The sequence below is a fragment of the Massilia pseudoviolaceinigra genome, from assembly GCF_030846505.1.
Classification (GTDB): domain Bacteria; phylum Pseudomonadota; class Gammaproteobacteria; order Burkholderiales; family Burkholderiaceae_D; genus Telluria_A; species Telluria_A violaceinigra.
Window position 1 is genome coordinate 101,190 of the sequence record NZ_JAVCWL010000020.1, and the last position, 15,448, is coordinate 116,637.

A 15,448-nucleotide genomic window follows, 5' to 3' on the forward strand; every position below is an offset into this window, starting at 1 on the left:
TGCAACCGTGCGTCATCAGAACGAACATGACGTCCTGATGACAAAAAATCCGAGCGTCGTCATCATAACGAGGTTTAGAAAAAACTAATATCGGAAAATCATCCGTGTTCCGAATTTAATTTTGACAAAGCACCACGTCCTGGGTTATGCGAGCCCGACCTTGACGCCGTCGAGTCCCTTCGGCAGGGGAAAGGTGACGTTCTCTTCCACGCCATCGAGTGCGCGCACGCTGCGCGCGCCCAGTTCCTTGAGGCGGTCGATGACGGCCTGGACCAGCACTTCCGGGGCCGAGGCGCCGGCCGTGACGCCGATGCGCAGCTTGCCGACCAGCCATTGCGGATCGATCTGGGAAGCGTTGTCGACCATGTACGCCGGCGTGCCCTTCTTTTCCGCCACTTCGCGCAGGCGGTTCGAGTTCGAGCTGTTCGGACTGCCGACCACGATCACTACATCCACCTGAGGCGCCATGAACTTGACCGCTTCCTGGCGGTTGGTGGTGGCGTAGCAGATATCGCCCTTCTTCGGCTCGATAATGTTCGGGAACTTTTGCTTGAGCGCGGCGATGATGTCGGCCGTATCGTCCACCGACAAGGTGGTCTGCGACACGTAGGCGAGGTGGTCCGGGGTTTTGACTTGCAGACTGGCCACGTCGGCCACCGTTTCGACCAGGTGCATGCCCTCTTCCGTCTGGCCCATGGTGCCTTCGACTTCCGGATGGCCGTCGTGGCCGATCATGATGATTTCACAGCCCTGGCGCCGCATCTTGGCGACCTCGACGTGCACCTTGGTGACCAGCGGACAGGTCGCATCGAAAATGGTCAGGCCGCGCGCTTCGGCTTCGGCGCGCACCGCCTTCGACACGCCATGGGCGGAAAACACCAGCGTATTGCCCGGCGGAACATCATCGAGTTCCTCGATGAAAATCGCGCCCTTGCTGCGCAAGTCCTCGACCACGTAGGCGTTATGCACGATTTCGTGGCGCACATAGATCGGCGCACCGAATTGTTGCAGGGCGCGCTCGACGATTTCGATTGCGCGGTCGACGCCGGCGCAAAAACCGCGCGGCTGGGCCAGGAGAATTTCGCTGTCCATGATGAGCCTCTGTATTATTTATGCAACAGTTATATATACAACATTGATTAAAGAACGGAAATCAACCGAACTTCGAATTGCAGCGACTGGCCAGCCAGCGGATGGTTGAAGTCGAATGTCACCACACCGTCGCCGAACTGGCGCAGCACGCCGGCAAAGCGGCCGCCGCCCGGCGCGGCGAAGTCGACCAGGTCGCCGACCTTGTAATCGGCGCCGGGGGCCGAGTTCTCGTCCAGGGTGGCGCGCGAGACGTCGCGCACCAGTTCCGGGTTGCGCTCGCCGAAGCCTTGCGCCGGGGCCAGCTGGAAAGTCTGGTGTGTGCCTTCCGGCAAACCCATCAGGCAGGTTTCGAGGAAGGGCGCGAGCTGGCCGCTGCCCATCATCAGGGTGGCCGGATTGCCGGCAAAGGTGGTGATGAGATCGGTGCCGTCCAGCGTGGCCAGGCGGTAATGCAGGGTCAGGTAGGCCGATTCGGTGACGACGGCGGGGGAAGTAGTGGACATGGTCTTGATCGAAGCGTGCAAAGCGCCATTGTAAGCCACGGGGGTCGAAACGGCCTCGCCTGCCCGCATTTGATTGCCGGCAGGCGGGAAAGCGCAAGCTGTTCAGCAGCCGCAGCCGTAGCTGAAGTTGTCGTTGCCCAGCAACTTCCAGGTACCGTTGATGTTGACCAGCACCAGGCGGTACCAGCGGTCGTCGGTTGTCGTGGGGCCGTCCAGATGGCCCGGGCCGATGCCCTCCCCTTCCCACATGGCCAGGTCGGCAATGCCGTCGGCATCGATGTCGTAGTACAGATGCGTGCCGCGAATGAAGCCCGTCCTGGCACGGTCGAGCGTCATGCTCGCCTCCCTGCGCGTGGCCGGGCCGGGCGGCAGGTCGAGCGTGGTGTAGAAGGCGTACAGGCTGCCGGGCGCATTGCGGCTGGTTTTTCTGTTGGCGGCGGCGGCATTGCCGAAGAAGCGCCAGGGGCCGGCGTCGGCGTCGCCGAACGCGAAGCCGGGCGTCCAGCCCTCGCACTCAGGTCCATCGGCATAGCGCCACAAGGTTTCGGTCTTGCGCAGCACGCTCGGCACGGCGCGCAGCTGGCCGTCGCGGTTGAGCTGGACGCGCCGCACCGAACGCACCAGGGCATCGGTGCGGCTGAGCATATCGTACAGGCCCGGCGCGTTGTCGTCTTCGGCCAGCGGGGCCGGCGTGGGGCGCGGCTTGACCAGTTGCCGGAACACGATGCCGAAACGCCCGCTCGCTTGCTCGGCGGTGGCGTTGGGCGGTGCGATTTGCTCGTCGGTACGGAACAGCGAAGGCTGAACCTCGGCAAACGCCAGCGCCCCGATCAGGGCGACAAGGCGGCGCGCGCCTTCGCTCTCCTCGGCATAGTGCAGGTCGCCCAAGATCCCGAGCGAATGCCTGAGGTTGGCGGCGATGTCCAGGCTTTGCTGCTCGCGCCTTCGCAGCGCTGGCGCATCGATCTTGCCTTGCGCCTGCAAGCGGCTGGTTTCCTTGCTCATGACGGCGTGTTGCAGGGCCATGCGCTGAACGGAGGACCAGCTTGCATAGGGTTCAGGCTTGCGGCCATGCAGGCCCAACGCGAGGTGCGCCTTCATCCGCTCCAGCGTCTCGTTGCGCGGGAAAGGTCCGTGCTGGGGAAGTTTCGGAAAACGTTTTTTGAGGTAATCCGCGTACTGTTCCAGGGCATTCCAGCTCGGTTGCAGCCAGAACACGCGTTCAGGATCGGCCTCGGCGGGCAACGGATCGGTCTCCCCGATTTTGTGGCCCTGCACATTGGCCACAATCACCGGGCCGGGGTGGGCGCGCAGGCGCACATCATCGGCGCTGACCCCGCGCTTGGGGGACGCCTCCGGGGCCGCTTGCGCCGCGCCTGTCAGCAGGACGATTCCCAACATTGCCCATGTTCGCATCGCGCTTTCCTGTCCGATCAATGATTGTTCCGGCGACCCACCCGCCATATGGTTCCCGCCGCTTCTCACGCCGGGATCAGTACCGTGTCTAATGGCACGCCGATAATGGCGTGTCATGCACCGGCGCGACAACGTGCCGGACAAGGTATTGACAGCATCTATTGTAATTCCTGCCACGTTCGCCATGTTGCTCATTTACATTAAGCTGGAGGCGCGATGGGGATCAAGGATTGGCCCGAACAGCAGCGTCCGCGCGAGCGGCTCATCAGCGAGGGGGCGTCGGCGCTGTCCGATCCGGAATTGCTGGCCGTGTTCCTGCGCGTCGGCGTGCGCGGCAAGAGTGCGGTCGAACTCGGACGCGACCTGCTGCTGCGTTTCGGCTCGATCAACGGCTTGTTCGGCGCCAGCCTGGTGCAGTTCTCGACGGTGCACGGACTCGGCCCGGCCAAGTTCGCGCAATTGCAGGCGGTAATGGAACTGGCCCAGCGCGCCATCGGCGAGCGCCTCGAGAGCGGACAGATCCTCAGCTCACCCGAGGCGGTGCGGCAATTTCTGCGCATGCGGCTGGGCCGCCAGGCGCATGAATCCTTCCTCGTGTTGTTTCTGGACGTTAAAAATCGCCTGATTGCCTGCGACGAAATGTTCCGCGGCACCCTGACGCACACCAGCGTGCATCCGCGCGAGGTGGTGAAGGCGGCGCTGGCGCGCAACGCGGCCAGTATTTTGCTGGCGCACAACCACCCATCGGGCACGCCCGACCCGAGCGAGGCCGACCTGCTGCTCACCCGCGCGCTGGTGCAGGCGCTGGCGCTGATCGACGTGCGCGTGCTCGATCATTTCGTTGTCGCTGGCCCGCACGTGCATTCGTTCGCCGAGCACGGTCAGATGTGATCGCCACTGCGCCTTGCAGCTACCCCCACGATTGCCCCGCCACCAGCGCGGACTTGGCCGCAGCAAGGATTGCCGCGTGCCTTGCCTGCGCGGCCAGCCCCAGCCATGTCGATTAAGCGCCGCGCCCGGACCCGCCGCTTTTGCAGTCGCCGGCACTCTCGCTTCAGTCCCGGCGGTGAACTTGGTTGGACGGTGCTTGTCTAATTTGAAAAACTCATTAACAACAGCGCCGGCCCCGGCACAACGCGTAAACGGTACTGCCGCCATGCATGCATTCGGCAGCGCCGCGTGCGCTAACAAGGGCCGCCCATGTTCCAGCGACGGCTCCAACCTTGCAATTCATTTCTTTTAGGAGCAAGTCATGAGACGTCAACATTACCCAGGCAGATCGAAGGAAAAGATCAGTCGGCCATGGTGTCACGCCGGCCTGAAGGCGGCGTGCGCCTGCATCGCAACACTTACCACTTTTTCCCTGCAGGCGGAAACGCTACCGGGCGGCTGGCAATTACGTTCGACCGATATTTTGTGGCAGGCCATACCGCAGTTCACTCCCCCCGACACAGCCTATCTGGTTCGAAATACGGTCAGTCCCACAAGTTGGGGGCTGCTGTCAAAAGGCCCCACGGGAAAACCGCGTGCCTTGTACACAATCCCGAACGGGACCGCCCTGCCGGGTGGCTGGGTCATGGGGGACGACAAGCCTCTCGTGGCCGGAGATTTCAACGGCGACGCACGGGGCGACATTCTGATCAGCTCGCACTGGGGGATCGGCATTCTGACTGAAGGAGCGCCGCACGGATTAAAAACGATTGCCCTTGAACAGTTCGGCAAGCATCTGAACGGCACACAGTTCGGAAACGCCCTGACCTGGAACTTAGGACTTCACGACACTCACCGGGTGGCCGATTTCAACAAGGATGGGAAATCCGACCTGCTGGTTCAAAGCGGATGGGGTATCGGCGTGCTCACGATGGCCCCCGACAAGACGCTGACAGCGACGCAAATGGCCGCCTTTTGACAGTAGCCATGTGGTGGTGGTGGTGGTGGTGGTGGTGTTGGTGGAGGCGGTGGGGGACCGACAGCTCTACCGCCGCGAGTCGTCTCTTTCACCGCGCCGCCACGCTCACAGCACTCCGGGCCGTCGGCACCTACGTCGGCTGGGGCTGTGCATTCGTTTGCGCAGCAGGGGCGTCATGGCTCGCATGAGTAAGCAATGCCCCCCACACGAGCAAGCGCCTGCGAATGTTAAATTTCACACCGCACAAGACACAATTGTTTTTCACAAGTCATTGATTTAGCTTCGCTTTTCACGCTATACTCTTGTTTTTCCAATTTTGGATATATTCAAGGAGTGCGCTATGGCACGTGTTTGCCAAGTAACTGGCAAGGGCCCGATGGTTGGTAACAACGTCTCCCACGCTAACAACAAAACGAAGCGTCGTTTTTTGCCTAACCTGCAAAACCGTCGTATTTTTGTGGAATCGGAAAACCGCTGGGTCTCCCTGCGCCTGTCCAACGCCGGTCTGCGCGTAATCGACAAAGTCGGCATCGATGCCGTGCTGGTCGACATGCGTGCCCGTGGCGAAAAAGTTTAATTAGGGAGCTATCATGGCAAAAACTGGCCGCGACAAAATCAAGCTGGAATCGACCGCAGGTACGGGTCACTTCTACACCACCGATAAAAACAAGCGCACGATGCCTGCTAAAATGGAGATCATGAAGTTCGATCCTAAAGCACGCAAGCACGTGATGTACAAAGAAACCAAGATCAAGTAATCCGCGATCCCGATTTCAGTACCGAAAGAGCCGCCCACGCAAGTGCGCGGCTCTTTTGTATTGCGGGTCCCGGTCAGCCCCTGCCGATGCGCTCGCGCAGGCTGGCAATCAGGCCGTCGGACGCGTCTTCGATATAGTCGAGGACCAGTTCGAAACCATCGACGTCGCCGCCGTACGGATCGGGCACCACGTCCGAGTCCGACCGGGTGGCAAATGCCATCAGCAGGCCGAGTTTGTGGTGCAAGTGCGGCGGGCAGGCGGTTGTGAGCATGGCCAGATTCTGGCGGTCCATGGCATAGATATGATCGAAGTTCTCGAAATCGGCCTGCGTCACCTGGCGTGCGCGCTGGCCGGTCAGGTCGATGCCGCGGCGGGCGGCGTGCTCGCTCGAACGCGGGTCGGGCGCGTGGCCGATACGGTAATTGGAGGTGGCGGCCGAATCGATCAGCAGGAAGGGATCGAGGCCGGCGGCGGCGGCGCGGCTGCGGAATACCCCTTCGGCGGTCGGGGAACGGCAGTAGTTGGCCATGCAAATGAACAGGATGGCGATTTTTTTGGTCATTGAGTTTTCCGACGATGAATGATTGTAGATAGCCAGGGCTTGTCACCGATGGCCGTAAACGTCAAAACCGTCATTCCCGCGCAGGCGGGAATGACGGTTTTGATGCAGACGGCTAAATGAGACGTCGGATGCCAAGGCGGAGTGTACGTCGCCCGCTTATGCGTAGCTGCGCAGACGCATCGAAAATTCCTGCAGCGATTTGATGCCCGACGCTTCGGCGCGGGTGCACCAGTCCTGCAACTGCTGCAGCAACTGGTCGCGCGTGAAGTGCGAACGTTCCCAGATCGCGCCCAGTTCCACGCGCATCTGGTGCATCGTTTCCAGCGCCTTGCTGTGCTGGAACAATTCAACCAGCTGCTGTTTCTGCGGATCTTCCAGCTTGCCCGGCTCGCGCTGCAACAGCTTGCGCGACGACTTCAGGAAGCGCGCTTCCAGCTCGGCCTTGTGCTTGAGGTGCTCGAACTCGTCGCGCCACGCCTGCTTGACCGACGCGGCGTATTTCGCCATCACGTCATAGCGGTTGGCGATCACCGACTGCAAGGTATCGAGGTCGGCGACCGTCTTGCCGTGTTCAAACGCCGGCTTCGGCGCCACTTTCTTCACCTTGGCCAGGCCCAGGGTTTCCAGCACGCGGATATAGAACCAGCCAATATCGAATTCATACCACTTCGACGACAGCTTGGCCGACGTCGCAAAGGTGTGGTGATTGTTATGCAACTCTTCACCGCCGATCAGGATGCCGAACGGGATGATGTTGGTGGCCGCATCGGAGCAATCGTAATTGCGATAGCCCCAGTAGTGGCCAATGCCATTGATGATGCCGGCCGCGGTGATGGGAATCCACGCCATCTGGATCGCCCAGATCGTCACGCCGATCACGCCGAACAGCGCGAAGTTAATCACCAGCAGGGAAGCGACGCCCTGCCAGCTGAAACGGGTGTACAGATTGCGTTCGATCCAGTCGGTCGGCGTACCGTGGCCGTACTTTTCCAGCGTTTCCAGGTTTCTCGATTCGGCGCGATACAGCTCGGCGCCTTCAAACAAGACCTTGCGGATACCGCGCGTGACAGGGCTGTGCGGGTCTTCGACGGTGTCGCACTTGGCGTGGTGCTTGCGGTGGATCGCGGCCCACTCCTTGGTCACCTGGCCGGTGGTCAGCCACAGCCAGAAACGGAAAAAATGGCTTGGAATCGGATGCAGGTCCAGCGCGCGGTGCGCCTGGTGGCGGTGTAAATAGATGGTGACGCTGGCAATCGTGATATGTGTCACGATCAGCGTGTAAATCACGACTTCCCAGCCGGACAGACCAACCAGGCCAGTCGTCATAAATTCGAGCACAGCGTTCAAGGTGGTGCTTAACAAGGTCATTACCGCTCCAAAATGGTGTTCGTTGCCTTCTCGACCATGCCACATGGAAATGATCGAGTGCCCCATTTTACGACGATACCGTACCGCACGGTACGATTGTCACCAATCATTTCAATTACGGACGAGAAATTCCAGCCAGAACCGACACCATCTGGGCATCCAGCAGACGAGTGTCGCGCGAAGGATACGCCAGCTTGATCTGACCCGACTGAATCAGCGCGTAGATCTTCTTGTTGACTTCAGAAAGAACGCCGCCGCGGCCGTTTTCCGGGTCGCTGATCCAGAAGCCCACTTCCAGGTCGTAGCCGTCGGCGCCGAACTTGGTCAGCGACACCCCGGGCGCCGGGTCGTCGAGCACGCGCTCGACCCCATGCGGCTGCTGTTCGAGCAGCGGCATCACCACATTGAGGTCGCTGTCGTAGGCCACGCTGAGCGTGGTCGCCACCCGGATCGAGCGATGCGAGAGCGACTGGTTTTGCACCGGGCCGGAAATGAGCATTTCATTTGGCAACACGGTTTCCACCCCATCGAGCCCCTGCAGGATGGTGTAGCGGGTATTAATATGGGTAACCTTGCCGGTAAATTTGTCGACCGAAATCATGTCGCCAATGGCAAGACTACGTTCGAGCAAGATGACGAAGCCCGACACATAGTTACTGGCAATCTTCTGCATACCAAGGCCGAGGCCGACGCCGAGGGCGCCGCCGAACACGGACAGTACGGTCAGGTCGATGCCGACCAGGGTCAGGCTGCCGAGCACGGCAATAATGATCAGCACGGCACGGCTCATGCGGCCGATCACGGCGCGCGACGAGGTGTGGATGCCCTGCACGCCCATCAGGCGCTCTTCCAGGGAAGCCCCGGCCCACAGCGCCAGCATCAGCAGGATCACCACCGACACAATGGCCTGCAGGATCGCGGCCATCGATACCTTGTTTTTACCGAGCGGCAGCTTGGTATCGTCGAGGAATTCGAATACATCCGGCCAGAGCCCGGCGATGTACAGGGCCACTGCCAGCCAGACCAGCATGGCGAAGATTTTTTCGAAGGTGAGAATGGCGGCGCCGACCGGACCATGGCGCGCAAACACGCGCCGCATCAGGTAGAACGCCAGGCGGATCACCGCCAGCGAGGCAAACAGCGGCAGCGCCAGGCGCAGCAGGTGCACATTGTAGCGTTCCGCCACGAACAGCAGTTTGGCCAGCGCCAGGAAGCCCACCACCGCCAGCGGGCTGAGCACATAGGAAAAACTTTCCACTCCTATCTGCACCACCCCGTTGCCGGAGCCGCCGCGCAGCCAGGCACGCCGGATCGCGTAACCCAGCCCCCATCCTAATACAATACAAACAACGATTGCGCCAGCCTGGTACAGGAAGCTGGGTTTGTCGAAATCCTCAATCAGGTCGGACAGCACGTTCGATAAGGGCATGGGCTGGGTAGGGCTTTATTCGTCGGCGTCGGCGTCGATCTCGTCGGCCGGCTTGTCTTTCGGTGGCTTCGGCGCCATCGGCTTGCGTTCCATCACGGCGGCAAAGAAGCCGTCGGTCTGGTGCTTGTGCGGCAACAGCTTGAGGTAGTCGCCCATCTCCAGGTCGATCTTTTGCTCAGCCAGCACTTTGCTCATCGGCACCAGATCGAATTCCGGATGCGCGGCCAGGAATTGCTCGACGATAAAGTCGTTCTCTTCGTCCAGCAGGCTGCAGGTGGCGTACACCAGGCGCCCGCCACCCTTGAGCAGGCGCGCCGCGCCGTCCAGGATCGAGGCTTGCTTTTCCTGCATTTCAGCGACGGCTTCCACTTTCTGGCGCCATTTCACGTCCGGATTGCGGCGCAGGGTACCCAGGCCCGAGCATGGGGCGTCGACCAGCACGCGGTCGATCTTGCCGGCCAGGCGCTTGATCTTGGCATCGCGTTCGTGCGCGATCTGCACCGGATGCACGTTCGACAGGCCGCTGCGCGCCAGGCGCGGCTTGAGCTTGGCGAGGCGCTTTTCGGAAATGTCGAAGGCGTACAAACGGCCCGTGTTGCGCATCAGCGCACCCAGTGCCAGGGTCTTGCCGCCGGCGCCAGCGCAGAAATCGACCACCATCTCGCCGCGCTTGGCGCCGACGATCTGGCTCAGTACCTGGCTGCCCTCGTCCTGCACCTCGATCGCGCCGCTCTTAAACAGCGGCAGGTTTTGCAGGGTCGGCTTTTTCAGCACGCGCAGGCCGAGCGGCGCGTATGGCATCGGCATCGCTTCGATCGGCGCTTCGGCCAGGCCGGCGACGACTTCATCGCGCGTGGCCTTGATCGAATTGACGCGCAGGTCGAGCGGGGCCGGCTGGTTCAGGGCGTGCGACAGGGCCAGCGTTTCGGCTTCGCCGTACTGGGCCACGAACTTGTCGAACAGCCACTTCGGCAGGTTCGAGCGCATTTGCGGCGGCATCAGGTTACGGTCGATTTCCTGGATGCGGTTCAGGAATTCGGTTTCTTCTTCGGTCAGGCCGCCCAGCGAATCGACGCCCACCGCTTCGGCCAGGCCGAGGATGGTCAGACGGTGCATGGTCGGGCTGGCGCCCGCTTCGGCGAAGTCGGTAAAGAAGGATTTATTGCGCAGGATGGCGTAAATGCCTTCCGCCACGGCGCCGCGCTCGCGCGAGCCCAGGCGTGGGTGATCTTTGAAGTAGCGCGACAAAGTGGAGTCGGCGGGCGCCGAAAAACGCAAGATCTCGCGCAATACTTCTTCCGTATTGGCGAGTATCGCTGGTGGCAATCTCATGGTATTCCTTGGTTAATTATTTGTTTTATCGGCGATGCGAACGTCGCCGTTGTCGATGCTGAGCCGGTCCTCGACGAACAGGCGGATCGCGCGCGGGTACAGCGTGTGTTCCTGCACCAGCACGCGCGCGGCCAGTGTGTCCGGGGTGTCGCCCGGCAGCACGTCGACTTCCGCCTTGAGCACGGCCGGGCCGTGATCGAGTTCGGCGGTGACGAAATGCACTGTGGCGCCGTGCCTGGCCACGCCGGCGTCGAGCGCCTGCTGGTGCGTATGCAGGCCCGGAAACAGCGGCAGCAGCGAGGGATGAATATTGAGCATGCGCCCGTCATAATGGGCGACAAAGCTTGGCGTGAGGATGCGCATGAAGCCGGCCAGCACCACCAGGTCCGGCGCAAAGCGGTCGATGGTTTCCTGCAGGGCAGCATCGAACGCTTCGCGCGTGGCGAATTCCTTGTTGGCGACGACGGCGGTCGGGATGCCGTGCGCCTGGGCAAATTCGAGGCCTTTGGCGTCAGCCTTGTTGCTGATGACAGCCGCGATGCGCGCCGGCCACTGCTCTTCCCGAGCAGCATGGACGACGGCTTCCATGTTGCTGCCGCGCCCGGAAATGAGGATCACAATGTTTTTCATAGCGCGCATTGTACCCTGAGCGGCTGGCCGGACCAATAAACCGGGGTACAATTGTTGCAGCGCAGCACGAACGCGGCAAGAAACGCCAGGTGCCGCTGCCTGCCGGCGCCGGCTTACTCGAAGGAGTAAAACACGCGGAACGGGACTTTTTTCTCGGCCCAGAAGTCGGCCGCGTCGCGGAACACGTCAAGCAGGGTTTCGCGCGCTTCCTTGTCGAATTTTTGCGTATTGGGCAATTGTTCGAGCACGACGATAAAGCCCGGCTGCGGGCCGGCCTTGCCGATGGTATCGGTCAGGCATTCGCGCAGGGCATCGAAATTCTTGCCGCAAGGCTTGGGAAAGTAAAAATTCTCGGCGATGCGGCCGCACACCTGCTGCTTGGTGAGCGTATCGGCGCAATGCGCGTACAGGAAATGCTGTCCCAGTCGGACTGCTTCTTCTTGCAGTTCCACTACACGGAAGGCACGGATGGACTGCACAAGATTGGGCGGCACTGTAATCAACAAACTCATTTTTCCCTCAAGTCGTCCTGGTGTGGTCGGGTGCATTTCAGTTTCTATTGTTGCCGATGCGTTGCGTTTACCGGGGAAAACGCCGATCTCCTGCTGCCGTTGCCACCCGCCAATATACCCCCTAATCGTATAAGGGTAACGTTTTGTGGTTACTGAATCAACCCGAATGTGATTTGAACCACAATATTTGTAATAAATCAGATCGAATTCTGTAGAAACACTCTAATTTATAAGACCTGCGGGAAGAATGCCTGGCCATTCTGCGACCTGGGGCGGCCGGGGTTCTCCGCTGTTACAAATTGTTGCCATGCGGATTGCAACTTCCGGTCCGACAGGAATACCATGTCATGGTGGTTCTCAGTCTTTGGAACTCAGAGCCCGTCCAAGTGTCTTATCCTACATACGAGGTATTCCCATGAACATGCACACCAAACTGATCGTGACGGCACTGGGCATCTGCGCCCTGCCGTTCGCCCAGGCAAGCGAATTCGCCGATTACGGCCGCGTCATCCGTGTCCAGCCGCGGGTCGAGCAGATTCGCCAGCCGCGCGAAGAATGCCGCACCGAGTACGTGCAGGTGCCGGTGCAACAGCAGTACCAGCAGCAGGACCGCAGCGCCGGCGGCGCCATCATCGGCGGCATTGCCGGCGCGCTGCTGGGCAACCAGGTCGGCGGCGGCAGCGGCCGCGCGGTGGCCACGGCGGCCGGCGCGATTGCCGGTGCTGTCGTTGGCGACCGGGTCGACAACAATGGCCGCGTGATGCAGAACCAGCAGCCGCAGCAGGTGCAGGAGCAGGCGGTGCGCCAGTGCCGCATGGTCGACGCGTACGAGTCGCGCACCACCGGCTACGATGTCACGTACGACTACCGCGGACAAACCTACACCAGCCTGATGGACCGCGATCCGGGCCAGCGCATCCGCCTGCGTGTGTCGGTGGAGCCGGAACGCGGGCAGTAATCCGCAACCGCTGTCTGCGGCGCGTCCCGCGCCAGGCGCCGGCGGGTCCGAGTCACCGCCGCCTGCGCGCTGGGGGTAGTCTGAGTCACCGTCGCCTGCGGGCAGGCGCGGTCCACGAACCGTCGCCCCCGCGCCCAGGCGGCACTCGGCGGGGGCCCAAGTGAAAGCCCGCCTGACCCGCTCCGTAACCTATCCCCGCCCAGGTCCGCCTTGGCGCAGGGGCAACGGCTCTCGCGGCAGCGCCATTCCATCCATCCCCGCATTTCGCTTGCACTCCGGTAAGCCCTCCATCGATAATGGGCGATCGAATCAGGCGTCCTATGCTCATCAAAAGAAAATCCATCGAACAGGCCGAGTCATCGCGCCGTCCAGCCCGTAAGCCCAAATTTGCGCCCGTGACCTTATCCGAGCAGGATGGCGTGCGTTACCTGCACTTCGGCACCGAATGGGTCCAGGGCGCCATGCGCATCCGCAAGCCCGACTGGCCCGAGCTCGAATATGCGCAGCAGATGATGGCCTGGATGCTGTTCATCGACGCCCCGCGCGCTATCGCCCAGCTCGGCCTTGGCACCGCCACCTTGACCAAATACTGCTACCGCACCTTCCCCGAGGCAGTGGTGACGGCGGTCGAACTCAATCCCTCCGTCATCGCGATCTGCGCCTCGATGTTCAAGATGCCGCCCGAGGACGAGCGCCTGCGCGTGCTGGAAATGGATGCGCTCGACTTCGTCAACGATCCCGCCAACGAAGGCACCTTCGACGTGCTGCAATGCGACCTGTACGACGCCACCGCGCGCGGCCCGGTGCTCGACACGCCCGAGTTCTACCAGGCCTGCAACGCTTGCCTGCGCGACGGCGGCATGATGACGGTCAACCTGTTCGGCGACCATCCCAGCTTTGCGCGCAATATCAAGGCGATGAAATTCGCCTTTGGGCACGTGATCTGCCTGCCTGAAGTCCACGACGGCAATGTCGTCGCCTTGTGCTTCAAACAACGCCCCGTCATCGATCCGGAAGCGCTCGCCGCGCGTGCCGTGCAGATCGTGGCGGCGACCAAATTGCCGGCCAAATCCTGGGTCAAGGGCATGCTGTCGGCCAAGTAACTTGCAGTGCCCAAGGGAGAAAACGGATTGAACGCAGAACACACGGAAACCAGCGCAGCACCTAAACGCAGTGTCCCCAAGTCGCTCGACCTGCAAGCCATCTTTTCGTGGCTGCTGTCCGATGGCATCGTGGAAAAGGTCAACGTCAAGGGCAATTATGCCCAGGCCCAGGGCATCCTGAAAACGGCGGTCGGCTCCATGCATCCGCTGTCGGCCGTGGCCCAGTGCAAGCTGGTCTCCGCCCTGCCCCCGCACAACCTGCTCACGCTCGACGTGCTGACCGAGTGGGCGGCAGGCAAGGTGCGGCTACCCTTCATCCGCATCGACCCGCTGAAAATCGACTTCACCAAGGTGGCCGACGTGATGACGGCGAGCTACGCGGCGCGCTTTAACATCCTGCCGGTCGAACTGAGCGGCACCAAGCTGGTGGTGGCCACCGCCGAACCGTTCTCGGTCGAGTGGGAAGCCGAGATCATGAAAGTCTCGCGCCGCAAGATCGAGCTGGTGATGGCCAACCCGCTCGAAATCTCGCAATACATTTCGCAGTTCTTCAGCCTGGCCAAATCGATCAAGGACGCCAACAAGTCCAAGGGCCAGGATCTGGCGCTGCGCAACAACTTCGAGCAACTGGTTGAACTGGGCAAGTCGAACAAGCTCGACGCCAACGACCAGCACGTGGTCAACATCGTCGACTGGCTGTGGCAGTACGCCTTCGAGCAGCGCGCCTCCGACATCCACCTCGAGCCCAAGCGCGAGATTGCCTCGGTGCGTTTCCGGATCGATGGCGTGCTGCACCAGGTGTACCAGGTGCCGGCGGTGGTGATGATCGCCATGACGGCGCGCATCAAGCTGCTCGGGCGCATGGACGTGATCGAAAAGCGCCGCCCGCAGGACGGACGGATCAAGACCCGCACCAGCGGCGGCCAGGAAGTCGAGCTGCGCCTGTCGACCATGCCGACCGCCTTCGGCGAAAAGCTGGTAATGCGGATTTTCGATCCGGAAGTGGTGGTCAAGACCCTGCCCGAACTGGGCTTCCCGGCGGACGACGCGGCGCGCTGGGATGGACTGACCACGCGGCCGCACGGCATCATCCTCGTGACCGGGCCGACCGGCTCGGGCAAGACCACGACCCTGTACACCACGCTCAAGGCGCTCGCCACCACCGAAGTGAATGTGTGCACGGTGGAAGACCCGATCGAGATGGTCGAGCCCTCGTTCAACCAGATGCAGGTGCAGTCCGGCATCGAGCTCGGCTTTTCCGATGGCGTGCGGGCGCTGATGCGGCAAGATCCCGACATCATCATGGTGGGCGAGATCCGCGACCTGGCCACGGCCGAGATGGCGATCCAGGCGGCCCTGACCGGCCACCTGGTGCTGTCGACCCTGCACACCAACGACGCGCCCTCGGCCGTGATGCGGCTGCTGGAACTGGGCGTGCCGCATTACCTGCTGGAAGCGACGCTGATCGGCATCATGGCGCAGCGCCTGGTGCGTACTCTGTGCGTGCTGTGCAAGGCGCCGGGCGGGGAACTCAACGACGACGTGTGGGACAGCATCGGCGGCTCCTGGAACATTCCCAAGCCGGCGGTCGTGTACCGCCCGATCGGTTGCCCGGAATGCCGCCAGACGGGTTTCCGCGGCCGGACCGGCCTGTACGAACTGCTGACGGTCACCGAAGGCTTTACCAACATGATCGGGAAGCAGACCGACCTGGCCGCCCTGCGCCAGCAGAGTGTGAACGACGGCATGAAGCCGCTGCGCATCGCGGGCGCGTACAAGATTATCGAGGGCACGACCACGGCCGACGAAGTGCTCAAGGTGACGGCCAAGCTGACCTGAACGACGGGGCCCGCAACAGTTGTTGCAAAACTTCCTA

The 15,448-nt window shown here is 61.7% G+C and carries 16 protein-coding genes; 7 read left to right on the plus strand and 9 right to left on the minus strand.

Annotated features, from left to right (window positions below):
- Positions 1 to 144 precede the first annotated feature (144 nt).
- From ispH to RBA40_RS20115, 3 genes are all read right to left on the minus strand, one after another.
- Positions 145 to 1,092: a 4-hydroxy-3-methylbut-2-enyl diphosphate reductase gene (gene ispH / locus RBA40_RS20105; RefSeq protein ID WP_306649525.1), complete on the minus strand. Its 948-nt coding sequence runs from the start codon at positions 1,090 to 1,092 to the stop codon at positions 145 to 147.
- Between the two features lie 47 nt (positions 1,093 to 1,139).
- Positions 1,140 to 1,595: an FKBP-type peptidyl-prolyl cis-trans isomerase gene (locus RBA40_RS20110; RefSeq protein WP_306649526.1), complete on the minus strand. Its 456-nt coding sequence runs from the start codon at positions 1,593 to 1,595 to the stop codon at positions 1,140 to 1,142.
- Positions 1,596 to 1,697: 102 nt separating this feature from the next.
- A complete protein-coding gene (locus tag RBA40_RS20115; protein ID WP_306649528.1) occupies positions 1,698 to 2,996 on the minus strand; it encodes a hypothetical protein in 1,299 nt (432 codons plus the stop codon).
- 231 nt (positions 2,997 to 3,227) lie between these two features.
- On the opposite strand from RBA40_RS20115, the gene radC reads away from it, so the two are divergent.
- The 4 genes from radC to rpmG all read left to right on the plus strand — a co-directional run bounded on the left by radC (position 3,228) and on the right by rpmG (position 5,678).
- Positions 3,228 to 3,902 carry a RadC family protein gene (radC, locus tag RBA40_RS20120; protein WP_306649530.1) on the plus strand — a complete coding sequence of 225 codons (675 nt, stop codon included), beginning with the start codon at positions 3,228 to 3,230 and terminating at the stop codon, positions 3,900 to 3,902.
- Between the two features lie 361 nt (positions 3,903 to 4,263).
- Complete coding sequence (locus RBA40_RS20125; protein ID WP_306649531.1) at positions 4,264 to 4,920, plus strand: FG-GAP repeat domain-containing protein; 657 nt, start codon at positions 4,264 to 4,266, stop codon at positions 4,918 to 4,920.
- A gap of 340 nt (positions 4,921 to 5,260) precedes the next feature.
- Positions 5,261 to 5,497, plus strand: coding sequence for a 50S ribosomal protein L28 (gene rpmB / locus RBA40_RS20130; protein WP_054264245.1), 237 nt, complete (start codon positions 5,261 to 5,263; stop codon positions 5,495 to 5,497).
- A gap of 10 nt (positions 5,498 to 5,507) precedes the next feature.
- A complete protein-coding gene (rpmG, locus tag RBA40_RS20135) occupies positions 5,508 to 5,678 on the plus strand; it encodes a 50S ribosomal protein L33 (RefSeq protein WP_197422130.1) in 171 nt (56 codons plus the stop codon).
- 73 nt (positions 5,679 to 5,751) lie between these two features.
- On the opposite strand, the gene RBA40_RS20140 is transcribed toward rpmG, so the two are convergent.
- The 6 genes from RBA40_RS20140 to RBA40_RS20165 all read right to left on the minus strand — a co-directional run bounded on the left by RBA40_RS20140 (position 5,752) and on the right by RBA40_RS20165 (position 11,511).
- Positions 5,752 to 6,240 (minus strand): low molecular weight protein-tyrosine-phosphatase, encoded by a 489-nt coding sequence (locus RBA40_RS20140; RefSeq protein WP_306649532.1) that lies wholly within the window; start codon positions 6,238 to 6,240, stop codon positions 5,752 to 5,754.
- 156 nt (positions 6,241 to 6,396) lie between these two features.
- Positions 6,397 to 7,608 carry a DesA family fatty acid desaturase gene (locus tag RBA40_RS20145; RefSeq protein ID WP_306649533.1) on the minus strand — a complete coding sequence of 404 codons (1,212 nt, stop codon included), beginning with the start codon at positions 7,606 to 7,608 and terminating at the stop codon, positions 6,397 to 6,399.
- A 115-nt stretch (positions 7,609 to 7,723) separates the two neighbouring features.
- Complete coding sequence (locus RBA40_RS20150; protein WP_306649534.1) at positions 7,724 to 9,037, minus strand: mechanosensitive ion channel family protein; 1,314 nt, start codon at positions 9,035 to 9,037, stop codon at positions 7,724 to 7,726.
- A 15-nt stretch (positions 9,038 to 9,052) separates the two neighbouring features.
- Positions 9,053 to 10,369 (minus strand): RsmB/NOP family class I SAM-dependent RNA methyltransferase, encoded by a 1,317-nt coding sequence (locus RBA40_RS20155; protein ID WP_306649535.1) that lies wholly within the window; start codon positions 10,367 to 10,369, stop codon positions 9,053 to 9,055.
- 12 nt (positions 10,370 to 10,381) lie between these two features.
- Complete coding sequence (purN, locus tag RBA40_RS20160; RefSeq protein WP_306649536.1) at positions 10,382 to 10,999, minus strand: phosphoribosylglycinamide formyltransferase; 618 nt, start codon at positions 10,997 to 10,999, stop codon at positions 10,382 to 10,384.
- Between the two features lie 113 nt (positions 11,000 to 11,112).
- Positions 11,113 to 11,511, minus strand: a complete 399-nt coding sequence (locus RBA40_RS20165; protein ID WP_054264252.1) for a barstar family protein — start codon at positions 11,509 to 11,511, stop codon at positions 11,113 to 11,115.
- Positions 11,512 to 11,926: 415 nt separating this feature from the next.
- Here RBA40_RS20165 and RBA40_RS20170 point away from each other — a divergent pair, with 415 nt between their 5' ends.
- The 3 genes from RBA40_RS20170 (at position 11,927) to tfpB (ending at position 15,411) form a co-directional block, all read left to right on the plus strand.
- Positions 11,927 to 12,469 (plus strand): glycine zipper 2TM domain-containing protein, encoded by a 543-nt coding sequence (locus RBA40_RS20170; protein WP_306649537.1) that lies wholly within the window; start codon positions 11,927 to 11,929, stop codon positions 12,467 to 12,469.
- A 320-nt stretch (positions 12,470 to 12,789) separates the two neighbouring features.
- Positions 12,790 to 13,572, plus strand: coding sequence for a spermine/spermidine synthase domain-containing protein (locus RBA40_RS20175; RefSeq protein ID WP_306649538.1), 783 nt, complete (start codon positions 12,790 to 12,792; stop codon positions 13,570 to 13,572).
- A 27-nt stretch (positions 13,573 to 13,599) separates the two neighbouring features.
- On the plus strand, positions 13,600 to 15,411 hold the full coding sequence (tfpB, locus tag RBA40_RS20180; RefSeq protein WP_510184488.1) for a type IV pilus assembly ATPase TfpB: 1,812 nt from the start codon (positions 13,600 to 13,602) through the stop codon (positions 15,409 to 15,411).
- The last annotated feature ends 37 nt before the right edge of the window (positions 15,412 to 15,448 follow it).